Consider the following 22,186-nt stretch of genomic DNA (forward strand, 5'->3'; position numbering starts at 1 on the left):
TCCTAGTCCACATCGACTTTGTCTGGGACAGTCTGGCACAGGAAAGATCAGAAACCCAGCTTGCCCAGCTGCTTGGGGTCGCGCTGCCAATCCTTGGCCACCTTCACGTGCAGGTGCAGGTAGATGCGCACACCGAGGATGTGCTCGATCTGCTTGCGGGCGTTGGTGCCGACCTCTTTCAGGCGAGCGCCGCCCTTGCCGATGATGATGGCCTTCTGGCTCGGGCGTTCCACGTAGAGCAGGGCGTGGACGTCGAGCATTTCCTGCGCGGAGCGACGGCGATCGGACTCCGACTCGTCCTCCTCGCGCGGGAGCACCTCCTCGATGACCACGGCCAGCGAGTGCGGGAGCTCGTCGCGCACGCCCTCGAGCGCGGCCTCGCGGATGAGCTCGGCCATGAGGGTTTCCTCGGGCTCGTCGGTGAGCTCACCGTCCGGGTAGAAGGCCGGGCCCTCGGGCATCTGCGAGGCGATGACATCGACGAGCACCTCGACCTGTTCGCCCTTGACCGCCGACACCGGCACCACCTCGGCCTCGGGGCCGAGCAGCGCCGAGACCGCCATGAGCTGGTGCGCGACCTGGTCGCGGGACACCTTGTCGATCTTGGTGACCACGCCGAGCAGCGTCGTCTTCGGGGCCATCGTCTTGATCTGATCGACGATCCACCGGTCACCGGGGCCGATCTTCTCGTCCGCCGGAATGCAGACGGCGATCACATCGACCTCGGAATACGTATCGCGCACCAGATCGTTCAGCCGCTGGCCGAGCAGGGTGCGCGGCCGATGCAGACCCGGCGTGTCCACCAGGATCAACTGCGCGTGCTCACGATGCACGATGCCGCGAATGGTGTGCCGCGTGGTCTGCGGCCGAGAGGAGGTGATGGCGATCTTCTGCCCCACCATGGCATTGGTGAGCGTGGACTTGCCGGTGTTCGGCCGCCCCACGAAACAGACGAAACCAGAACGGAATTCGGAATCCTTGCCGGTCATTCGAATGCCTCCGATTCGGTGTCGAGGTCGAAGCCTTCCGGAACAGCGCGCACGCCCGCCGCATCACCGGCCTCGGAACGTTGTGCGGCGATGGGGTTCTCGACCCCGTACGGGTCACGGGCGTCCTCGATGGTGTCGTACACCACGCCCTTGCGATCGGTGAAGACGATCCGCGCGGAGGAGGAGACCTCCCGCACCGCACCGACACCCGGATCGGAGAATTTGCCGCCGACCACGACCGCGGCCTCGAAACCCTCTGCGCCACTGGAGATGGCGGCCGCCACGGCCGACTGCAACGCGGTCAGCTTGAGGGTGCTCAGCGCCACCTCCCCGGCCGCGTAGGTGCGCCCGTCCGAATCACGCACGGCCGCACCGCCGTTGCCGCCGGTCCGGCCCATGGCCCCGCGCGCCAGGACCAGCAGCTTGTTGTCCTCGGCATCCAGTTCAGTCATCGGCCTCTCCGTCCTCGTGTGCGCCGATGCCCGGCTCGGCTTCGCCCGCTTCGGTTTTCGTCTTCTCCGGGGCGCGCTTCACCACGACCGTGTGCACCCGCACCCGGCCGCGCGCGTCCGCGCCGCCCTCACCCTTGAGTTGCAGTCCGTGGATCACGGCCTTGGAGCCGGGCAGCGGCACGCGGCCCAGCGCGTGCGCGAGCAAGCCGCCGACGGTGTCGACGTCCTCGTCCTCGATCTGCATGCCGAACACATCGCCGAGATCCTCGACCGGAAGTCGCGCGGACACCCGGTATTTGCCGTGCCCGATGTCCTCGACGGGGGCGATCTCGTCCTTGTCGTATTCGTCGGCGATCTCACCGACGATCTCCTCGAGCACATCCTCGATGGTGACCAGCCCGGCGATACCGCCGTATTCGTCCACCAGCACCGCCATATGGTTTCTGCGCCGCTGCATTTCGTCGAGCAGCGCGTCCAGGGGCTTGGAGTCGGGGATGAACACGGCCGGGCGCATCACCTCGTGCACCCGCACCTTGCGGCTGCGATCCGCGTACGGCACAAGGTCTTTCAGGTACACGATGCCGACGATGTCGTCGACGTTCTCGCCGATCACCGGGATCCGCGAATGCCCGGACCGCACAGCCAGATTCATGGCCTGCGCCGCGGTCTTGCCGGATTCGATCCACACCATCTCGGTGCGCGGCACCATGACCGCGCGGGCGGCCGTCTCGCCGAGCTCGAACACCGACTGGATCATGCGGCGTTCCTCGTCGTCCACCACGCCGCGCTCACCCGCGAGATCCACCACCTCACGCAGTTCGATCTCGGAGGCGAAGGGGCCGTTGCGGAAACCCTTACCAGGGGTGATGGCATTACCGACCAGAATGAGCAGCTTGCTGATCGGGCCCAGCAGCGAGCCGATGGCCTGCAGCGGCAGCGACGCGCCCAGCGCCAGCGAGTAGGCGTGTTGACGGCCCAGCGTGCGCGGCCCGACACCGATGACCAGGTAGTCCACCAGCACCATGACGGCCGCCGTGATGACCAGCGCCTGCACTTCGCTGAGCCAGTCCATGAGCACCGCGGCCAGCAGCACCGTCGCGGTGATCTCGCACAGCACGCGCAGCAGCACCATGAGGTTCACATAGCGCGGCCGGTCGGCGATGATGCGGGCCAGCCGGGCCGCACCCGGGCGTTCGGCGCGCACCATATCGTCAACGCGCGCAGCGGAAATGGTGTTCAGCGCCGAATCGAGCGCCGCGAAAACGCCGCCGGCGGGGACCAATACGATCGCGAGCAGCAGTAGAACTATCGAATTCACGCGGGATCCAACGGATCACCGGCATCGGTGAAACCGGTCTTGCCCAGCAGACGGCGATCACGTTCGGCGAGGGCGGCGCGGCGCTGTTCCTCGCGCACGCTCTCGTACCAGCCCTCCAGCAGGGAGGCCTGGAGCGCGAACATCTCCTTCTCCTCCTCCGGCTCGGCATGGTCGTAGCCGAGCAGGTGCAGGACGCCGTGCACGGTGAGCAGGGCGAGCTCGTGATCCATGGAGTGCCCGGCCTTCTCGGCCTGCTGGGCCGCGAACTCCGGGCACAGCACGATATCGCCCAGCATGGACGGGCCGGGCTCGGCGGCGTCGGGACGCCCGCCGGGCTCCAGCTCGTCCATGGGGAACGACATCACGTCGGTCGGACCGGGCAGGTCCATCCAGCGCATGTGCAGATCGGCCATGGTGTCGAGATCGACCAGCACCATCGACAGCTCGGCAGCCGGATGGACGTCCATCTGACCGATCGCGAAGCGTGCGACGCTGACCAGTTCTTCTTCGGATACCTCGATACCCGATTCGTTGGCGATCTCGATGCTCACCCGATAAGGGTACGGGCCGAGGTCAGCGCCGCTCGCCTCGGCTCGCGGCACGCCGCTGTGCCCGATTGCCCGTGTAGTGCACGGTGGCCGGAGGCCGCGTCTCGTTCTCGTACCGGTCATAGGCGTCGACGATCGCCCCGACCAGGCGGTGACGCACCACATCCGCGCTGGTGAGCTCGGAAATATGGATGTCGTCGATACCGGTCAGGATCTCCGTCGCCGCCCGCAGGCCGGAACGCGAGTTGTTGGGCAGGTCGACCTGGGTGATGTCACCCGTCACCACGATCTTGGAACCGAAGCCCAGACGGGTGAGGAACATCTTCATCTGCTCGGCCGTGGTGTTCTGCGCCTCGTCGAGAATGATGAACGAATCGTTCAGCGTGCGACCGCGCATATACGCCAGCGGCGCGACCTCGATGACACCCGCCGCCATGAGCTTCGGAATGGCTTCCGGATCCATCATGTCGTGCAGGGCGTCGTAGAGCGGGCGCAGATACGGGTCGATCTTCTCGTTGAGGGTGCCCGGCAGGAAGCCGAGCCGCTCACCCGCCTCCACCGCCGGACGCGTCAGGATGATGCGGGTGACCTGCTTGGTCTGCAACGCCTGCACGGCCTTCGCCATGGCCAGATAGGTTTTGCCGGTACCGGCCGGGCCCACACCGAACACGATGGTGTGCGCGTCGATGGCGTCGACATAGCGCTTCTGGTTGAGCGTCTTGGGGCGGATGGTCTTGCCGCGCCGGGACAGGATGTCCAGGCTCAGCACCTCGGCCGGGGAATCCGAGGAACCCTCGGTGAGCATGGAGTACGTGTGCCGCACCGCCTCCGGCGTCACCACGCGATTGCGCGCGGTCAATGCCACAAGCTGCGCAACCACCCGTTCCGCGAGCGCGACGTCGGCGGGCTTGCCGGTGAGCGTCACGGAATTGCCGCGGACATGGATGTCGGCAATGAGAAGGCGCTCGAGTTCACGCAGGTTCTCATCAGCCGAACCCAGGAATCCGAACACCGACTCCGGTGCCAATTCGATGCTGGAACGAACGGTCCGCCCCGCCGGTCCGGACCCGTTGCCACCGGCCCCGATGCCGGCGGTGGGCGTGTTCTGGTCGCCGATTTCGCCTGGTGTTCTCAAAAGTGGCTATAGCCTGCTTTCCGGTCTCGAGCGTCACAATCTTTGACCAAAGTTTACCGCCGACCACCGACAGCGCCCAGTGAATAAGCCGCTACCACCAGGTGTGAAGCGAGATCGCCGCCACGCTGCGGCCGGGGTGTTATCGGGACAGACCGGGCGTGCCGCCGAAAGTCATTCCGGGGCAAGCGGGTCCGGGCCGAACGCACCCGCCCAGGCCACGGTGAAGTCGCGGAAGCGGCGGACGGCCTCCGAATGCGCGGTATTGACCGACCAGATCAGGCCGACATCGCGGGTCGCGTGCGGGTCGGCGAGGGGTATCAGGGCGGGACCCGGCTGCGGGCCGCCCATCGGCTCCTCCAGCGGCACCACCGACACGCCCAGGCCCACCGCCACCAGACCGGCGATGGTGCCCAGATTGCTGCACTCGAAGGTGATGCGGGGGCGGAAATCGGCTGCGGCACAGAGATCGTCGAGCACATGACGCATACCGAACCCCGGATGCATGGCGATGAAATCGGCGTCGGCCACCTCTCCGAGGCGCACCTGCCTACGGCCCGCGAGCCGATGATCGGCGGGTACCGCCAGTGCCAGGCGCTGCCGCAGCAGCGGCCGCCAGCCCAGCCCCGCCGCCGACGGTTTCGGGGAGACGAGGCCCAGGTCGGCGTTTCCGGTGCGGACCGCCGCCGTCACCACGTCGGCGGCATCCTGATCGAGGGTGAAGGTGACGCGGCCCGAGGTGCGCCGGAATCCGGCGATGAGTTCCGGGATCACGCGCGCGCCCAGGGAATGCTGGAACGCCAGCCGCACCACACCCAGTGCCGGATTCGCCAGATCGGCCAGTTGCCGTGCGGCGGCATCGAGTTCGGATTGGGCACGGCGGACGTGCTCGTAGTAGATCCGGCCGGACTCGTTGAGCGTCAACCGTTTCCCGTGCCGATCGAAAAGCTCTACTCCCAAACGCCTTTCGAGCCGGGCCAGCATGCGCGACAGGGTCGGCTGCGTGAGGTGCAGACGCTCGGCGGCCGCTCCGACCCGCTCCAGCTCGGCGAGGGTGAGGAACCAGTGCAGATCGTCACTCGACATGGTCGGCCTCCCGCCGGTAGCTCCACTAATGCCTCAGATGCATGAAGATGCCAGTCATTATGCATTTCCTTTCCCAGCGGCCCGCGCCCACGCTCGGAGGATGACCCCGCCGACCACCCCGGACACCGACTCCACCCCGCCGCCGTCCGCAGGCGGAGCACCCGAACGACCGCAACCGCCGGTAGACCGGGCACATGATCGGCGAATCACGCTGGCGCTCTTCGCCGCCGGGCTCACCACCTTCGCGTCCATGTACAGCGCGCAGGCCCTGCTGCCGAGCCTGTCGACGGCGTTCGGGGCCACGCCCGCCCACGCCGCCCTCGCGGTCTCGCTGACGACCGGGCTGCTCGCGGTGGCGATCGTGCCGGTGAGCGTGCTGTCGAACCGCTTCGGCCGTACCCGCGTCATGCAGGTCTCGGCGGTGACGACCTGCGTGATCGGCCTGCTGCTGCCGTTCAGCCCCAGCCTGGACATGCTGCTGGCGGGCCGGGCATTGCAGGGGATCGCGCTGGCGGGTGTGCCCGCGGTGGCCATGGCCTATCTGGCAGAGGAGCTCGGCACCGCCGGACTCGGCGCCGCCATGGGCATCTACATCTCCGGCACCAGCATCGGAGGGCTTGCGGGACGACTGATTCCGGCACTCACCCTGGAGGCGGCAACATGGCGATGGGCGGCGCTGGCGGTCGCGATCGTCGCGGCCGGATGCACGGCCTGGTTCATCCGCGCCCTACCCGAATCCCGCCGATTCACCCCGAGCCCACTCCAATTCCGCACCCTCACAACAGATCTGACAGGGCACCTCCGAGATCGCACCCTACTCCCCCTCTTCGCCCTAGCCTTCCTCCTGGCGGGCGGCTTCACCGCCACCTACAACTTCCTGGGCTTCCGCCTGACCTCCACCCCCTTCGAATTATCCGAAGCCACAGCGGGTTCGGTCTTCCTCATGTACCTGGCGGGCACCGCCTCCGCCACCCTGTCCGGCCGTCTGGCCGATCGCATCGGCCGCACCCGCGTCCTGGCCTTCGCCATCGCGACCATGTCGACCGGCCTCCTGCTCACCCTCCCCGACCACCTCCCCACCCTCCTCCTCGGCATATTCCTCTGCACGGCAGGCTTCTTCGCAGGCCACGCGGTAGCAAGCGGCTGGGTCAGCGCAGCAGCCGAAGGCAACCGCGCCGCCGCCTCCTCCCTCTACGTCTTCGCCTACTACCTGGGCAACTCTGTTCTCGGCGCCACCGCCGGCCTCGCCTTCGGCCACCTGGGCTGGCCCGGCCTGACCACATCCGTGGCCACCCTCCTCGCCCTCGCAGCCGCCCTCACTACAATCCTGTCGCTACGCTCGCGCCACCCGGCCCGGCACCGACCGGCGCTGGTATCGGGCGGTTAGGTGAGCCCGAACTCCGCGATCAGGTCGCGGTAGCGGGTGTAGGCCGGTTTGGGCGTGTAGTCGTCGGTCGTGATGGCTAGCTGGGTGAGGGGTTCGTTGCGGGCGGAATCGGCGTCGCGGAGGCCGAAGAGTTCGTAGACGGTGATATTGGCCTCGGCGGCGCGGGCGGCGATGGTTCGGATCATGGATTCGAGGCGGGTGGCCTGGTCGGCGGGTGAGCGGTCGGGGGTCGTGGGGGTTCCGTTCTCGAAGATGTGGATTGGGATCTCGCGGCCGAGATGGGCTGCGGGGAGGCGGGTTTCGCGGAGGTGGTGGATCGCTTCGCGGGTGCGGGCGGGCAGGGCTGCGGCGGGGACCGGGGAGAAGGCGTCGGGGTACAGGGCCAGGCCGATGTAGTCGATGTGGGTGGCGAAGTCGGCGGGTGGGATGGCGGCCAGTGCGGTCCAGAAGGGGTCGTCGCCGCCCAGCCATTCCGCGGGTTCGGCTACCGAGAAGCCCACTGCCACATCGGGGTAGCCGGCGGCGTCCAGGGTGCGGCGGGCGTGGGGGATGCCGTGGACCAGGGCGTCGAGGACGCCGGGTGAGATGCCGTCGATCCAGGGGATGGGGAAGTTGGGTTCGAGGGTGATCTGGAGGTAGCGGGCCAGGTGGCCGTAGCGGGCGATCACCCGGTCGATGAAGGCCAGCCAGCCGGGGAGGTCAGCGGTCTCGGGGAGGTAGCAGAGCACTAGGTCGAGGTGGCGGCGGTCGGTGTACCAGGGGTCGGGCATGGTGAGGGCGTGCAGGCGGGCTTCGGGGCGGAGTACCCGCGACTTGTCCGGATCTGCGGGGTCGCCGAGGTAGGACAGGTATTCGCGAATGATGAACGAGCCGGGGCCCTGGAGTTCTCGGACCAGGCGGTCGATGGCGGCGGGATCGTCGGGTTTGCCGGTGTCGCGGCCGACCTGGCTTGCGGCGTAGATGCCGAAATCTAGGGGCATGGAATCGACCCTAACGCGAATTTTGGTGTGACACCATATTTGGTGTGACACGGTATTATGCTTCGATCGAAAGGATGGTCGTGGCCCTACGGGAAGAGAAGAAGCGGGCGACTCGGATCGCACTGGCCGATACGGCCATGATGCTGTTCGCCGAGCGCGGGTTCGACAGGGTGACTGTCGCGGAGGTGGCGCGGGCGGCGAATGTGTCGGTCAACACCGCGTTCAACTACTTCCCGACGAAGGAGGATCTGTTCTTCGACCGGCAGGAGGAGGCGGTCGACCGGCTGGCGCGAGCGGTCCGCGAACGCGAGGTGGGTGAATCACCGGCGGCGGCGATACACCGCATGTTCCTGGACGAGGTGCGGCGGGAAGATCCGACGCTCGGATTGTCCACGGACGCAGTGCATTTCTGGCGAATGATCGATGCGAGCCCCGCATTGCAGGCCCGGTTGCGCCGGATCGTCGAGGAGAGCGAGGACGCGCTGACCGATGCCCTGCGGGCCTCGATGGAGGCGACCGCGGAGGATCCCATGCCGCGACTGGCCGCGGCCGTGCTCACCGGCATCGACCGCGCATTGCACGCGGAGATCCGGCGCGGAATTCTCGCGGGCGAGCAGCCCGCAGTCGTCCGCACCCGCATCGTGGCGGCCGCCGCGCGCGGATTCGGCGCAGTAACAACGGGATTCACCGATCAGCGGTGAACTGGTGAACGGCTACCAGCGGGGCGTGAGCGCGCCGAGCGCGCCCAGCGCGACAGCGGCCGCCGTCGAGGTGCGCAGGACCGTCGGGCCGAGCAGGACGATATCCGCGCCCGCGTCCGCGAGGGCGGTGAGTTCCGAATCGTCCAGGCCGCCTTCGGGTCCCACGATGAGGACGACTTCCGGGACGCCCTCGAAGGGCAGTTCGGTGAAGCGGCCCGCGCCGGATTCGTGCAAGGCCGCCACGATCGCGCCACCGGCCTTGGCAGTCCGCACCAGTTCCACCAGTTCGCGCGTGGTGTGCAGGTCCAGGACATCCGGGATGTAGGGGCGGCGGGATTGCCGGGCGGCCTGTTTGGCGGCGCCACGCCATTTCTCGACGCCCTTGCGGGCCTTCGCTTCCCAGTTGGAGACGCAGCGGGATGCCTGCCAGGGGACGATGGCGTCCGCGCCCGCCTCGGTCATGAGTTCCACCGCCAGTTCGGAGCGGTCGGACTTCGGCAGTGCCTGGACCACGGTGACCTGCGGGGTCACCGGGTCGGCCATCCGGCGGGCCAGGACTTTCAGCTCCAGGCGATCCTTTTGCGCCGCAACCACTTCGGACTCGGCGAGGACCCCGTGCCCGTCGGAGAGCGTGATGGGCTCACCGACGCGAATACGGCGCACGGTCGCGGCGTGGCGGCCCTCGGGGCCGTCCAGGACCGCGGTCGCACCCGGTTCGGGAACCTCGTCGAGGTAGAAGACGGTGGCGGCCAAGGGATCAGCGTCCGCTGAAGGAGGCGCGCAGGCGGGCGAACAGTCCGGAGTTGTGCTCGGACTGGGCCGTCATGACCTCGGTGCGCTCGTTGGGCCGCAGGCCCTTGTACTTGCGCAGCAGGTCGGCCTGCTTGCTGTCCAGCTTCGAGGGAACCACGATGTCGAGGTGCGCGATGAGGTCGCCGCGCGTGCTGGCCCGCAGCTTCGGCATGCCGTGGCCGCGCAGGACCGAGGCTTCGCCGGGCTGGGTGCCCGCGGGGATGTTCAGCTCGACCGGGCCGTCGAGGATGGTGTCGATGACGACCGTCGCCCCGAGGGCCGCGTCCACCATGGGGACGCGAATCGTGCAGTGCAGGTCGTCGCCGTCGCGTACGAAGGTGTCGTGCGGCTGCTCCACGATCTCGACGTAGAGGTCGCCGGCCGGACCGCCGCCGGGTCCGACCTCGCCCTGTGCGGCCAGGCGCACCCGCATGCCGCTGGCCACGCCCGCCGGGATCGGTGCCGCGATCTCGCGGCGCGAGCGCACCCGGCCGTCGCCGCCACACTTGCGGCAGGGATCGGGAATGGTCTCGCCCGCGCCCCGGCAGGTGGGGCACGGCCGCGAGGTCATGACCTGGCCGAGGAAGGAGCGCTGGACGGTCTGCACTTCGCCTGCGCCGCCACAGGTTTCGCAGCGCACCGGCTTGGAGTTGCCGTTGGTGCCCGCGCCCTGGCAGAGGTCGCAGAGGATGGCGGTGTCGACGGTCAGATGTTTGGTGACGCCGACCGCGCACTCCTGCAGCGAGAGCCGGGTGCGCACCAGCGAATCCGCGCCGGGCTGCACGCGGCCGCGCGGCTTGCGCGGGCTGTTGCCGCTCATGCCGCCGAAGAAGGCCTCGAAGACGTCGCCGAGCCCGCCGAAGCCGGCTCCGGCTCCGGAGAAGCCGCCGCCCATGCCGCCGGATTCCAGCGGGTCGCCGCCCAGATCGACGATGCGGCGCTTCTCGGGATCGGTCAGCACCTCGTAGGCGCTCGACACCTCCCGGAACTTCTCCTGCGCCGCAGGATCCGGGTTGACGTCGGGATGCAGTTCACGCGCCAGCTTGCGATAGGCGCGCTTGATCTCCTGGTCGGTCGCGTTCCGTGCGACGCCGAGCAGTGCGTAATAGTCCCGTGCCACTTGCGCTCTCTAGTCCTGTTTCGTCTCCGCTGCGCTCACCGTTCGGAGAGCACCTCACCGATGTATCGGGCGACGGCCGCTACCGAGGCGATAGTGCCCGGGTAGTCCATGCGCGTCGGACCGAGTACCCCCATGCCACCGAGAACGGTACCGGGCATCCCGTATCCGGTGGACACCACGGCCGTGCCGCGCATTTGCTCCAGCTTCGTTTCCTCGCCGATCTGCACGGTCACCGTACCCGGCTGCTGTGCCGCGGCCAGCAGCTTCAGCACGATCACCTGCTCCTCGAGCGCCTCGAGGACGGTGCGCAGCGAACCCGGGAAACCGTTGCCGGGGAAGTCCGAGGCATTGCGGGTGAGGTTGGCGGTGCCGCCGAGAACGAGGCGCTCCTCGGGATGTTCGACGAGCGTCTCCACGAGCACGGTGGAGACCCGGATGAGGACGTCGCGGAGTTTGGCGGGCGAATGCTCGGGCAACTCGGCCACCGAGGCCGAGGCCGAGGCGAGCCGCTTGCCCTCCATGGCCTTGCCGAGCATGCCGCGCAGGGCGGCCAGATCGTCCTCGCTGATGAGATTGCCCAGATCGACCAGGCGCTGGTCGACGCGGCCGGTGTCGGTGATCACGACCAGCAGCAGCCGGGCCGGATTCAGCGCGACCACCTCGATGTGCCGGACCGTGGAGGCCGACACCGTCGGGTACTGGACCATGGCGACCTGGCGGGTCAGCTGGGCCAGCAGCCGGACGCCGCGGCGCAGCACATCGTCGAGATCGACGCCGCTCTCCAGGAACTCCATGATGGCCCGGCGTTCGGCGTTCGAGAGCGGCTTGACCTCGGAGATGTGGTCGACGAACTGCCGGTAGCCCTTGTCGGTGGGAATGCGCCCGGAACTGGTGTGCGGCTGCGTGATGTAGCCCTCGGCCTCCAGCACGGCCATGTCGTTGCGCACGGTCGCGCTGGAGACACCCAGGTTGTGGCGTTCCACCAGCGTCTTGGAACCGATGGGCTCCTTGGTCGAGATGTAGTCGGCGACGATCGCGCGTAGCACCTCGAGACGTCGCTGCTCGGTAGTCGACATGGGCCCCACCTCCTCGATTCACCTCGGGCCGGCCGAACACCAGTTTAATTGCAGATGAGCAACATGCCTGCGCACCCGCCTGGCCCGGCTCACAGGAGGGTGGCGCGGGGCTCGTTGCCGGGCTTCCATTTGATGCCGCAGCCGATGCTGGGCGTATGCGGTTCGGGGACCGGTTGGTTGGCGAGGACCAGGTCGATGGCGCGGCGCAGGGTGGAGCCGTCGGCGGGGACGTCGTTGCGGGGGCGGGCGCCGTCGAATTCGCCGCGGTAGGCCAGGGTGCGGTCGGCGTCGTAGAGGAACAGGTCGGGGGTGCAGGCCGCGCGGTAGGCGCGGGCGGTCTCCTGGGACTCGTCGATCAGGTAGGGGAAGGTGAACCCGGCCCGCAGCACCTGTTCACGCAGGCGTTCGGGGCCGTCGTCGGGATAGTTCGCGATGTCGTTGGCGCTGATGGCGACCGTGGCCAGGCCGCGCTCGTGCAGTTCGGCGGTGAGCGCGCCGAGGGCCAACTCGATGCGCCGCACATACGGGCAGTGATTCGACAGGAAGGCCACCAGCAGCGCGGGCTGTCCCTTGAAGTTGTCGAGCGACACCACCTCGCCGGTGAGCCCGGGCAGGGCGAAATCCGGTGCGGGCGTGCCGAGCTTGACCATGAGCGATTCGAGAGCCATGGTCCCAGTCTGCGCCGCCCGCCACCGGAGCGGGATCGTTGCGATCGACGGATTCAGCGCATGTCGCGGAAGAAGGCGCGAATATCGGCCACCAGTTCCGCGGGCGCTTCCATGGCGGCGAAGTGGCCGCCGGTGTCGAGGTCGGTCCAGCGGACGATGGTGTTCACCTGCTCGGCGTAGCGGCGGATGGCCACGTCACCGGTGAAACAGGCTACGGCCGTGGGGGTTCGGGACGGGGTCGGATAGCTGCCCGAGTGCAGGGACTCGTAGTACATCTGCGCCGAACAGCTGCCGGTATTGGTGAACCAGTAGATGGAGATATCGGCGAGCATGTGATCGCGGACCACGGATTCCTCTGGGAGACCGGGCTTTCCGGTCCACTCCTGGAATTTCTCGGCGATCCAGGCCAGCTGGCCGGCGGGTGAGTCGGCGAGGGCGAAGCCGAGGGTGTGCGGGCGGGTGCCCTGCAGGCGGAAGTAGCCGCTGCCCTCGGCCATGAAGCGTTCCAGTCCGGCGAGGCGGACGCGTTCCAGATCGGTCATGCCGGCGGCCTCCTCCTCGGGGACGCCGCCGTAGGGGATGAAGCCGAAGGTGGCGGCGTTCACGTGCACGCCGAGTACCCGGTCGGCGTCGATGCGGCCGAGTTCGGGGGCGATGGCCGCGCCGAAGTCGCCGCCCTGCGCGGCGTAGCGCGGATAGCCCAGGCGCGTCATGAGTTCGGCGTAGGCGCGGGCGATGCGGGTGGTGTCCCAGCCGGGATCCGGTGCGGGACCGGAGAATCCGAAGTTCGGATGGGAGGGGATGACCAGATCGAAGGCGTCGGCGGGATCGTCGGGGTCGATGAGCGGTTCGATCACCTCCAGGAATTCGATCACCGAACCGGGCCAGCCGTGCAACAGCAGCAGCGGCATGGCGTCCGCGTGCGGGGAGCGCACATGCAGGAAATGCACTCGGGCGCCGTCGATTTCGGTGAGGAACTGGGGGTATTCGTTGAGCCGTTTCTCCCACAGCCGCCAGTCGAAGCGCTGCTTCCAGTGCGCGGCCAGATCCTTCAGATAGTCGAGCGGGACGCCCCGATCCCACCCGACGCCGGGAACCTGTGCGGGCCAACGGGTTTCGGAGAGCCTGCGACGCAGGTCGGTGAGTTCCCGCTCGGGGATCTCGACGCGGAACGGAACGATATCGGATTCGATCATGCGAAAACCTCGCGATCGGAGCGCCGATCGGCGGACCAGCAACTCGCATTGCACCTGATATCCGCAGCCTAACCCCGCCCGCCGCGAGCCGTGCCCGATTCGAGCCGTCCGTCCCCGTCCGCTGGTCAGCCGGGGCGCGGCGCGGCGACACCCCTCACGACGGCGGGGCGGTGGTTATGTGAGGAGGGTGCGGACTACGGCGTCGGCCAGGAGGCGGCCGCGGTCGGTGAGGACGAGCAGGTCGCCGGTGCGCTCGGCCAGGCCGTCGGCGATGACGCGATCCGCGGCCGCGCGGCCGTCGGCGTCGAGGTCGTCGAGCGGGAGGCCGGCGCGGAGGCGGACGGTGAGCATGACGCGTTCGGTGTAGCGCTCCTCGTCGGTGAGCAGTTCCCAACCGGCGGCGGGCAGGCCGCCCGCGATCACGCTGTCCGCGTAGCGCGCCGGGTGTTTCACGTTCCACCAGCGCACGCCGCCGAGGTGGCTGTGCGCGCCCGGACCCGCGCCGAGCCAGTCGCCGCCATCCCAGTAGCCGAGGTTGTGACGGCAGCGCGCGGCATCGTTCGCGGCCCAATTGGAGACCTCGTACCAGTCCAGCCCGGCGGCGCGCAGGCGCGTGTCGATGCGCTCGTAGCGGTCGGCGAGCACATCGCCGTCAGGGGCGGGCAGTTCGCCGCGGCGGACCCGACGGGCCAGCGCGGTGCCGTCCTCGACGATGAGCGAGTACGCCGAGACGTGGTCGACGCCCGCCGACAGCACGGCGTCGAGGCTGGCGTCGAGATCGGCGTCCGTCTCCCCCGGCGTGCCGTAGATGAGATCCAGATTCACGTGCTCGAATCCGGCGGCCCGCGCCTCCTGGGCGGCGGCCACCGCTCGGCCGGGCGTATGCGTCCGGTCCAGGATCTTCAGCACATGCGCGGCAGCGGACTGCATACCGAGTGAGATACGGGTGTAGCCGCCCGCCCGCAGCCGGTCGAAGAACTCGGGCGAGGTGGATTCCGGGTTCGACTCGGTGGTCACCTCGGCGCCGGCCGCCAGGGTGAAGTTGGCGCGGATGGCGTCGAGGACGCCGGCGAGACCGTCACCCCCGAGCAGCGAGGGCGTACCCCCACCCACGAAGACCGTTTCGACCGGCGGCGTATCCGACGGCAGCGCCTCGAATTCCCGTGCCGCCGTCTCCAATTCACCCTTCAGCGCCTCGAACCACGACTGCGGCGAGGACGAGCTCCCCAGCTCACCCGCCGTATAGGTGTTGAAGTCGCAGTACCCGCACCGCGTAGCGCAGAACGGCACATGCACGTAGATCCCGAACGGACCGCCGCCGAAATCGCGCAGCACCGGTACGGGCTGGTCTGCGGTGGTCCGGGCGGCCGAAGTCATCCCACCAGTGTGACGGGTCGCGCACGTCACACCGCAGCCGCCTCGAACAATCAGCGCGCGAACCACACTCCTCGGTGCGACCTCGCCCGGTGGTGTGCCGCGGATGTCCGGCGGCGAGTAGCGGAAAGCAGGCGAAAAGCAGTAGTACCGAACGGAATCGGGGCGGGACGTCGTAGATTCTGCGTAGTCTCACTGTTTGGAGGCGGCCGTGACCGCAGCATCCCACTCCGCAGCCGATTTCGATCCGCTCGATTCGCGGACTCTGCAGTGCCCGTATCCGTGGCATCGTGCGCTGCGCGCCCAGGCCCCGGTGCACTATGTGGCGAGCCGGGACATGTGGTTCGTCAGCTCGCGGGAGCTGGTGGCCGAGGCGCTGGCGAATCCGGCCGTCTACTCGTCGGCGTTCGGGTCGCCGCAGTTGCCCGCTCCGGAATCGATCGCGGCACAGGTGGCCGAGATCCAGGCGCAGGGGTGGCCGGTGGTGTCGACCCTGCTGACGGCGGATCCGCCGCAGCACCACTACTACCGGCGGATGGTGGCGCTGGCGTTCACGCCCAGGCTGGTGGCGCGGCTGGAACCCGAGATCCGGCGCATCACGAGGTCGGTGGCGGACGGCCTGGTCCTGGGCGCGCCAACCGATTTCGTGGCCGGGTTCGCGAATCCGCTGCCGCTGCAGGTGATCGCGCACGTGCTCAATGTTCCGGCCGAGCGCATCGATGATTTCAAACGGTGGTCGGATCAGTTCACCGCGTCGGTGGGCGCGGAACTCGACGACGAGGGCCGTCTGGAGCAGGCGCGGGCACTGCTGGAGTTCCAGCGGTACTTCGCCGGTGAGCTCGACGATCGGCGGGAACGACCGCGCGACGATCTGCTGAGCGGTCTGGTGGCCGCGCCGAGTGCCGAATCCCGGGACGAACCGCTCGGCACCGCAGCGTGTTTGGGCATCATCCATCAACTGCTGGTAGCGGGGAACGAGACCACCACCACGCTGCTGTCGGGGATCATGCATCGGCTCGCGCTCGCGCCCGAATGGTGGGAGTGGCTGCGCGCGGACCCACACAGCCGGGCCGCCGCCGTGGTCGAGGAGGGGCTGCGGTTCGTCACCCCGGTGCAGAGCATGTTCCGAATCACCAAGGCGCAGAGCCGATTGGGCGGGCAGACCATTCCGGCCGGGGCGCGGGTCGTGTTGTTGTTCGCCTCGGCCAATCGTGACGAGCAGCTGTTCGAGAGCTCCGACGAGTTCGATCCCACCCGGTCGAATGCCAAGCTGCACCTGGCATTCGGCTACGGCATCCACGTCTGCCTGGGCGCTCCGCTGGCCCGGCTGGAGACCCGGATCGCAGTCGAGGAACTGGCGCGGCGCATCTCCACGGTGGAGTGCGCGCCCGGGTTCTCCGTCGAGTACGAGCCCAGTTTCATTCTGCGCGGCATGCGGGAGCTGTCGCTGATCCTCGCCGCCGAGGCCGGGTAGTTCACCCGGCGGCGAGGTCGACGGACGTCAGTGATCGACGACCGGGGTGTTCTGGCAGAAGGTGAGCAGCCAGCGGCCGTCCTCCTTGGTCATGCCGTAGAGCGGCGAGCCCTGGGACTGCAGTTCGTCGGCATGGTTGAAGTACTGCTGACGCACCTTCACCGCGGCCACGTCCGGGCGGATGAAACGGACGAAGAACGGCTCGTAGGTGGCGTAGCCGTCCTTGGTCGCGCCGGGCAGCACCGCGCGGGTGAACTCGGAGATCTCGTCGCGGCCGTTGAGGAACTTGCCGCCGCCGGTGGTCCAGATGGCGTCGGGGTGGAACAGGGCGAGGAAGGCGTCGGCGTCCTCGGCGCGCTGCGCCTTCTGTACCGCGGCCACCACGGCGTGGATGGCTTCGATCTCGGCGGCGGTGTCGATTGATTCGGTTGTCATGCGGACATCCTGCAACCTCGACGATGGTTCAGGTCAATCGGACAGATGCCCTGTTCCGGGTTTGCCGCAGGTGAACTGCATCACGTCGATGATGCCGCCGCGGAACAGTTCGGCGCAGCCGGTCAGGTAGCGCATATAGGTGCCATAGGTTTCGAGACTGCTCAATTCGACTGCCCGGGAACGGTTCTCGCGCAGGGCTTCGGCCCAGTGGTCGAGGGTTTTCGCGTAGTGCATCTGCAGCGGGTGGATTCGGCTGACCTCGAATCCGGCCTGCTCGGCGTATTCGCGCACACCACGGGGCGCCTGTCCGGTCGGCAGCGGTAGCTGGCCGCCGGGGAAGATCTCGGTCAGCATGAAGCGCATGAAGGCGAAGTCGTCCTTGGTGAGCCGGATGCCGTTCTGGCGCAGATGATTCAGGCCGTAGATGACGATGGTGTGCAGCAGCATGATGCCGTCGGCGGGCAGGGTGCGGTAGGCGAAGTCGAAGAACTGCTCGTAGCGCTCCTGGCGGAAATGTTCGAACGCGCCGATGCTGACAATGCGGTCCACCGGCTCGTCGAATTCCTCCCAGCCCTGCAGGCGCACCTCGGCGCGGGGGCCGCCGGTGCGCGCGGCCAGGCGAGCCTGGACGTGGTGGAACTGGTTGCGGCTCAAGGTCAGACCGATGACATTCACCTGATGGCGCTGCAGCGCCCGCAGCATGGTCGAGCCCCAGCCGCAGCCGATGTCCAGCAGCGTCATTCCCGGCCGCAGATCGCATTTGCCCAGCGCCAGATCGATTTTCGCGAGCTGCGCCTGTTCCAGGGTGATACCCGGGCGATCCCAGTAGGCGCAACTGTAGGTGCGCGACGGGTCCAGGAACAGCGCGAAGAAATCGTCGGACAGGTCGTAATGCGTTTGCACATCGGAATAGAAGGGCGTCAGACGGCTCACCAGGCAACCTCCGGAGGTGTCGTGCGCGGCACGAGGCGGGTTGGGGATCGGTCACCTCGGAGTCGCAACGAAACCCCTCGCGGATGGGTCCGGCCTTCCCTCGATGCCCGGAACCTCGTGCGGGAGCACTCAGGTGAGGTTCAGGGCGGCGATCGGTGTGGTCGTCGGCTGGGTCGAGCCTCCCGCTGGTTCGAGGGTGAGGGCCAGGGTGTCCTGGGTGCCGAAGCGGATGACCAGGGCGGAACCCGAGGGCGGGACCGTGGCGACCACCCCGGCGGATACCGGGGTGCCGCCGATCGGGACCAGCCACAGCTGGTACGCCCGACCCGGAGGCGGTGCCGCGACATCTTGGAAAGCCACTGCGGCAGCGGCTATTCCGGCCGAGCTGTAGACGATGAGTTCCCCTCCGGAGGCGACGGGCGCCGTGCGGGTGCGGGTATCCGCCTGCGCCTGGATCGACTGCGCCGTCACGGCGGCCGGACCGGCGGGCGGACGGTGGGCGAGGACCGCCGCGCCCGCGCCGATCGCCACGACGACCGCGGCGGCTGCCGCGACCATCCGCCAACGGCGAGAACGCCATCCGCCCGCGTGTCCCGCGAGCCTTCCCTGCTCGCGGGTCTGCGCGGCGACCAGGTCGTCGATCGCCCGCTGTATTGCTTCCTCGAGCTCGGGCGGCGCTGGTACCGCGTCGAAAACCGTGAGCAGCGAGAGGGTTTCGCGGATGTCGCGAACGGTGGCGGTGAAGGCGGCGCGGGTGCCGGGATCCGTTGCGGCCAGCTGATTCTCGAGGTTTCGGCGTTCGAAGGCGGTGAGGGCGTCGAGGGCGTAGGGGTGCGCGCGGTCGAGGAGTGCGGGGTCGGCGGGGGCGGTCATCGGATATCACTGCCCGCCAGGCATTTTCCGAGGCGGCGCAGGCCGTCCCGGATGCGGCTCTTGACGGTGGAGAGCGAGACCTGAAGGCATTCGGCCACTTCGTGATACGTGCGGCCGCTGTAATAGGCGAGGGCGACCGCTTCGCGCTGGACGGCGGTGAGGGTTTCGAGGCAGACGACCACCGCCTGTTCGTCGCTGCGCTGGTCGACCTCCTCGACGACGACGTCGTGGTCGCGGCCCAAATGGGCGTGGCCGTAGACGATGTCGCGATGGGTGGCCGAGCGCTCACGCCGCACCCGGTCCACCGCGCGCCGGTGGGTGAGGGTCATCAACCAGCCCATGGGACTGGCGAATTCGCGGTCGTAGCGTTCGGCCAGGGTCCACACCTGGAGGTACACCTCCTGGGTGACCTCCTCGGCCGCGGTGTGGCTGATCAGGATGCGCAGTGCCAGGCCGTACACGCGGTGGCTGGTGGCGCGGTAGAGCTCGGTGAAAGCGCCGCGGTCTCCGCCGGCCACGGCGGTGAGCAGTTCACCGAGCCACTGGGTGTGCGCCGCCCCGTCGGGGTGGCGGCGCACCGGGCAGAACGCTGTGCCGGGTGGCCCGTCGGAGTCCCCGTTGTGGCTCGCGGGTACCTGGGAGGGCATCTGCAACTGCGACACGACGAGTTCGACTCCTGACGAGGTCGGCGACTATCGATCAGCGAGTGGTGCGGCTGCCTCAGGCAGCGGGCGGCATGAGCACGGTGTCGATCATGTAGACGGTCGCGTTGGCGGTTTTCACGCCACCGCAGATCACCGATGCCGTCGTGTTGACCTTGATGTCGTCTCCGGTGCGCGTCACATCCACCTTGGCGCCCTGGACGGTGGCATGCTCACCGGCAATGCGATCGGGCGCGATCTGCCCGGGAACCACATGGTAGGTGAGCACACCGGTGAGCGCGGCGGAATCGGTCTTCAGCGATTCGAGCACCGCCGGATCGACCTTCTGGAAGGCCGCGTCGGTCGGCGCGAAGACGGTGAACTGTCCGCCGTTGAGCGTGTCGACCAGGTTCACCTGCGGATTGAGCTGGCCGGAGACGGCCGCCACCAGGGTGGTGAGCATCGGATTGTTGGAGGCCGCGGTGGCCACCGGATCCTGGGCCATGCCGCTCACCGAGCCCGCGCCCGTGGGCACCTGTTCCGCATAGGACTTGCAGCCCGCGCCGACCAGGTCGGCGGCCGCCGCGGCCGTGGTCGCCATGGAGGTCGAGCTCGCCGTGCTGTCGGATTTGTCGTCCGAGCAGGCCGGTGCCGCGAGTACCGCCGCGAGGATGGTCGCCACCGCCGCCGAACGCCGCATGACTGTCATGTGTGTGGATCCCGCTTCCGTGTCAGGGCCCGCCGGGCCGTGCTGTCGATTGGGCGGAACGGAGTTCGCCTTGCCTCCCGGCGCGGACGGGTGCGGGCTGGAAAAGCGTGTGCGGATCTCGCCGCGGCAGGGACTCCCGGCGGACCTAGGTCAACTGACCAAGATTTTTCGGAGCTGATCTATGACACCTGTCACAAATGGGGTGGTCTATGCAGGGGATTTCCCTCGAAACTGCGGAAAATATTGTCCGACGGTCGGAACGACCCGTCTGACGTGGCACAATAAGCTCCATGACTGGACTTGGAGTACGACTCGTGGCGCGTCGCCACGTCGACTTCAAGCGTGTCTGCAGCGCGAGCTGTCTGCCGGGAAGCCTCCGGTAGCTCGGCTCCCCCTTCCAGGACTCCGGCGTTCATCTGACGCCGTACGAGCCGTTTCGCTGATATCGGAGGCGTGAGCCAGCCCCTCCCGCCTGCCCGCAAGACCTTCAGGAGCGACCCCCATGACGTCGAGTACCGACGCCGGTCCCACCAGTTCCGAAAACTCCCGCCCCGCCCGGCCCGAACGGCCCGTGGCGGAGCGGCGCGTGCGGCCGGACCGTCCCCGCTCGGAGGCGCCCGTCGCCCCGCGTGAACGCACCGGCAAGCCGGTCCGGCGCAAGTCGGAGGGACAGTGGGCGCTCGGCTACCGGGAGCCGCTCAACGCCAACGAGCAGTCCAAGAAGGACGACAACCCGCTCAACGTGCGCGCGCGCATCGAGAACATCTACTCCAAGCAGGGTTTCGACTCCATCGACAAGAGCGACCTGCGCGGCCGCATGCGCTGGTGGGGCCTCTACACCCAGCGCGAGCAGGGGTACGACGGCACCTTCACCGGCGACGAGAACATCGACATTCTCGAGGCCAAGTACTTCATGATGCGCGTGCGCTGTGACGCCGGCGCGCTGAACGTGCGCCAGCTGCGCACCCTCGGCCAGCTCTCCACCGAATTCGGCCGCGACACCGCCGATCTCTCGGACCGCGAGAACGTGCAGTACCACTGGATCGAGATCGAGAACGTGCCGGAGATCTGGCGTCGCCTCGAAGAGGTCGGCCTGCAGACCACCGAGGCGTGCGGCGACTGCCCGCGCGTGGTGCTCGGATCGCCGTTGGCCGGCGAGTCCTTCGGTGAGGTGCTGGACCCGACCTGGGCCATCGACGAGATCGTCAAGCGCTACATCGGCGACAAGAAGTACTCCAACCTGCCGCGCAAGTTCAAGACCGCGATCTCCGGTCAGCAGGATGTGGTGCACGAGATCAACGATGTGGCGTTCATCGGCGTCGAGCACCCGGAACACGGTCCGGGCCTTGATGTCTGGGTCGGCGGCGGCCTGTCCACCAACCCGATGCTCGCGCAGCGCCTCGGCGCGTTCGTCCCGCTGGAGGAGGTGCCGGATGTGTGGGAGGCGATCGTCTCGCTGTACCGCGACTACGGTTACCGCCGCCTGCGCACCAAGGCGCGCATCAAGTTCCTGGTCAAGGACTGGGGTATCGAGAAGTTCCGCGAGGTGCTCGAGACCGAGTACCTGAAGCGCAAGCTGATCGACGGCCCGGCTCCCGAAAAGCCCACGCGCCCTATCGATCACATCGGTGTGCAGAAGCTGCGCAACGGGCTCAACGCGGTGGGCTTCTCCCCCATCGCCGGTCGTGTCTCCGGCACGATCCTGCAGCAGGTGGCCGACGCGGTGGAGGCCATCGGCTCCGACCGCATCCGGTTCACCCCGTACCAGAAGCTCATCGTCCTCGACGTCGCCGACGACAAGGTCGAGGAGCTCATCGACGCGCTGCAGCCGCTGGGCCTGCACGCGCGACCCTCGCACTGGCGGCGAAACCTCCTCGCCTGCAGTGGTATCGAGTTCTGCAAGCTGTCCTTCGTGGAGACGCGCAAGCGCTCCCAGGTGCTGGCTCCCGAGCTGGAGCAGCGCCTCGCGGACATCAATGCCGACCTGGATGTGCCGATCACTATCAATATCAACGGCTGCCCGAACTCGTGCGGTCGTTCCCAGATCGCCGATATCGGCTTCAAGGGCCAGCTCGTCGACGACGGCGAGGGGAATCAGGTGGAGGGCTTCCAGGTTCACCTCGGTGGCAGCCTCGGGCTCGACAGCGCCTTCGGGCGCAAGCTGCGTCAGCACAAGGTGACCAGCGAGGAGCTCGGCGACTACATCGAGCGTGTGGTGCGCAACTTCGTCAAGAACCGGGACGGCGCAGAGCGTTTCGCGCAGTGGGCTGTCCGCGCCGACGAGGCCGACCTGCGGTAGTTG

The 22,186-nt window shown here is 68.1% G+C and carries 22 protein-coding genes and 1 pseudogene; 5 read left to right on the plus strand and 18 right to left on the minus strand.

Annotated features, from left to right (window positions below; genetic code table 11):
• Window positions 1–47: 47 nt before the first annotated feature.
• The 6 genes and pseudogenes from era to JK358_RS09355 all read right to left on the minus strand — a co-directional run bounded on the left by era (window position 48) and on the right by JK358_RS09355 (window position 5,525).
• Window positions 48–989 carry a GTPase Era gene (gene era, locus JK358_RS09330; RefSeq protein WP_201945602.1) on the minus strand — a complete coding sequence of 314 codons (942 nt, stop codon included), beginning with the start codon at window positions 987–989 and terminating at the stop codon, window positions 48–50.
• A 143-nt stretch (window positions 990–1,132) separates the two neighbouring features.
• Window positions 1,133–1,441 (minus strand): annotated as a pseudogene (locus JK358_RS09335) (cytidine deaminase-like protein); the annotation flags it as partial.
• Entirely contained in the window at window positions 1,434–2,759 is a 1,326-nt protein-coding gene (locus JK358_RS09340) for a hemolysin family protein (RefSeq protein ID WP_201945604.1), read from the minus strand. The pseudogene JK358_RS09335 and the gene JK358_RS09340, both read right to left, overlap by 8 nt.
• The gene (ybeY, locus tag JK358_RS09345; protein ID WP_201945606.1) at window positions 2,756–3,310 is read right to left on the minus strand and encodes an rRNA maturation RNase YbeY; all 555 of its coding nucleotides are present in this window, start codon (window positions 3,308–3,310) and stop codon (window positions 2,756–2,758) included. Before ybeY ends, JK358_RS09340 begins: the two co-directional genes overlap by 4 nt.
• A gap of 22 nt (window positions 3,311–3,332) precedes the next feature.
• Complete coding sequence (locus tag JK358_RS09350) at window positions 3,333–4,424, minus strand: PhoH family protein (protein ID WP_443677902.1); 1,092 nt, start codon at window positions 4,422–4,424, stop codon at window positions 3,333–3,335.
• Window positions 4,425–4,613: 189 nt separating this feature from the next.
• The gene (locus JK358_RS09355; protein WP_201945610.1) at window positions 4,614–5,525 is read right to left on the minus strand and encodes a LysR family transcriptional regulator; all 912 of its coding nucleotides are present in this window, start codon (window positions 5,523–5,525) and stop codon (window positions 4,614–4,616) included.
• Window positions 5,526–5,625: 100 nt separating this feature from the next.
• Between JK358_RS09355 and JK358_RS09360 the strand changes: the two genes are divergently transcribed.
• Window positions 5,626–6,912: an MFS transporter gene (locus JK358_RS09360; protein WP_201945612.1), complete on the plus strand. Its 1,287-nt coding sequence runs from the start codon at window positions 5,626–5,628 to the stop codon at window positions 6,910–6,912.
• Here JK358_RS09360 and JK358_RS09365 read toward each other — a convergent pair.
• Complete coding sequence (locus JK358_RS09365) at window positions 6,909–7,892, minus strand: glycoside hydrolase family protein (RefSeq protein ID WP_201945613.1); 984 nt, start codon at window positions 7,890–7,892, stop codon at window positions 6,909–6,911. The two genes, JK358_RS09360 and JK358_RS09365, sit on opposite strands and share 4 nt — an antisense overlap.
• Before the next feature lie 80 nt (window positions 7,893–7,972).
• On the opposite strand from JK358_RS09365, the gene JK358_RS09370 reads away from it, so the two are divergent.
• The gene (locus tag JK358_RS09370; RefSeq protein ID WP_201945614.1) at window positions 7,973–8,593 is read left to right on the plus strand and encodes a TetR/AcrR family transcriptional regulator; all 621 of its coding nucleotides are present in this window, start codon (window positions 7,973–7,975) and stop codon (window positions 8,591–8,593) included.
• 12 nt (window positions 8,594–8,605) lie between these two features.
• On the opposite strand, the gene JK358_RS09375 is transcribed toward JK358_RS09370, so the two are convergent.
• The 6 genes from JK358_RS09375 to hemW form a co-directional block, all read right to left on the minus strand.
• A complete protein-coding gene (locus JK358_RS09375) occupies window positions 8,606–9,346 on the minus strand; it encodes a 16S rRNA (uracil(1498)-N(3))-methyltransferase (protein WP_201945615.1) in 741 nt (246 codons plus the stop codon).
• 4 nt (window positions 9,347–9,350) lie between these two features.
• Window positions 9,351–10,505 carry a molecular chaperone DnaJ gene (gene dnaJ, locus JK358_RS09380; protein ID WP_201945617.1) on the minus strand — a complete coding sequence of 385 codons (1,155 nt, stop codon included), beginning with the start codon at window positions 10,503–10,505 and terminating at the stop codon, window positions 9,351–9,353.
• A gap of 35 nt (window positions 10,506–10,540) precedes the next feature.
• On the minus strand, window positions 10,541–11,581 hold the full coding sequence (hrcA, locus tag JK358_RS09385) for a heat-inducible transcriptional repressor HrcA (RefSeq protein WP_201945619.1): 1,041 nt from the start codon (window positions 11,579–11,581) through the stop codon (window positions 10,541–10,543).
• A gap of 89 nt (window positions 11,582–11,670) precedes the next feature.
• Window positions 11,671–12,249 (minus strand): thioredoxin family protein, encoded by a 579-nt coding sequence (locus JK358_RS09390; protein WP_201945621.1) that lies wholly within the window; start codon window positions 12,247–12,249, stop codon window positions 11,671–11,673.
• Between the two features lie 53 nt (window positions 12,250–12,302).
• Entirely contained in the window at window positions 12,303–13,445 is a 1,143-nt protein-coding gene (locus JK358_RS09395) for an epoxide hydrolase family protein (protein ID WP_201945627.1), read from the minus strand.
• 174 nt (window positions 13,446–13,619) lie between these two features.
• Complete coding sequence (hemW, locus tag JK358_RS09400) at window positions 13,620–14,822, minus strand: radical SAM family heme chaperone HemW (protein ID WP_201945629.1); 1,203 nt, start codon at window positions 14,820–14,822, stop codon at window positions 13,620–13,622.
• 208 nt (window positions 14,823–15,030) lie between these two features.
• On the opposite strand from hemW, the gene JK358_RS40300 reads away from it, so the two are divergent.
• On the plus strand, window positions 15,031–16,293 hold the full coding sequence (locus tag JK358_RS40300; RefSeq protein WP_201945631.1) for a cytochrome P450: 1,263 nt from the start codon (window positions 15,031–15,033) through the stop codon (window positions 16,291–16,293).
• Window positions 16,294–16,320: 27 nt separating this feature from the next.
• Here the strand turns inward: JK358_RS40300 and JK358_RS09410 are convergent, their stop codons facing one another.
• From JK358_RS09410 to JK358_RS09430, 5 genes are all read right to left on the minus strand, one after another.
• Complete coding sequence (locus tag JK358_RS09410; protein WP_201945638.1) at window positions 16,321–16,728, minus strand: SgcJ/EcaC family oxidoreductase; 408 nt, start codon at window positions 16,726–16,728, stop codon at window positions 16,321–16,323.
• Between the two features lie 33 nt (window positions 16,729–16,761).
• Entirely contained in the window at window positions 16,762–17,661 is a 900-nt protein-coding gene (locus tag JK358_RS09415) for a cyclopropane mycolic acid synthase family methyltransferase (RefSeq protein ID WP_307817413.1), read from the minus strand.
• A gap of 129 nt (window positions 17,662–17,790) precedes the next feature.
• Window positions 17,791–18,534 (minus strand): anti-sigma factor, encoded by a 744-nt coding sequence (locus JK358_RS09420; RefSeq protein ID WP_201945639.1) that lies wholly within the window; start codon window positions 18,532–18,534, stop codon window positions 17,791–17,793.
• On the minus strand, window positions 18,531–19,196 hold the full coding sequence (gene sigK / locus JK358_RS09425) for an ECF RNA polymerase sigma factor SigK (RefSeq protein WP_307817414.1): 666 nt from the start codon (window positions 19,194–19,196) through the stop codon (window positions 18,531–18,533). Before sigK ends, JK358_RS09420 begins: the two co-directional genes overlap by 4 nt.
• A gap of 58 nt (window positions 19,197–19,254) precedes the next feature.
• Window positions 19,255–19,884, minus strand: coding sequence for a fasciclin domain-containing protein (locus JK358_RS09430; RefSeq protein WP_201945640.1), 630 nt, complete (start codon window positions 19,882–19,884; stop codon window positions 19,255–19,257).
• Window positions 19,885–20,174: 290 nt separating this feature from the next.
• On the opposite strand from JK358_RS09430, the gene JK358_RS40605 reads away from it, so the two are divergent.
• Both JK358_RS40605 and JK358_RS09435 read left to right on the plus strand, forming a co-directional pair.
• Window positions 20,175–20,267, plus strand: a complete 93-nt coding sequence (locus tag JK358_RS40605) for an Ms4527A family Cys-rich leader peptide (RefSeq protein WP_354835468.1) — start codon at window positions 20,175–20,177, stop codon at window positions 20,265–20,267.
• A 119-nt stretch (window positions 20,268–20,386) separates the two neighbouring features.
• Complete coding sequence (locus tag JK358_RS09435; RefSeq protein WP_232851021.1) at window positions 20,387–22,183, plus strand: nitrite/sulfite reductase; 1,797 nt, start codon at window positions 20,387–20,389, stop codon at window positions 22,181–22,183.
• The last annotated feature ends 3 nt before the right edge of the window (window positions 22,184–22,186 follow it).

Origin of the sequence: Nocardia acididurans (assembly GCF_016741815.1) — a bacterium.
Classification (GTDB): domain Bacteria; phylum Actinomycetota; class Actinomycetes; order Mycobacteriales; family Mycobacteriaceae; genus Nocardia; species Nocardia acididurans.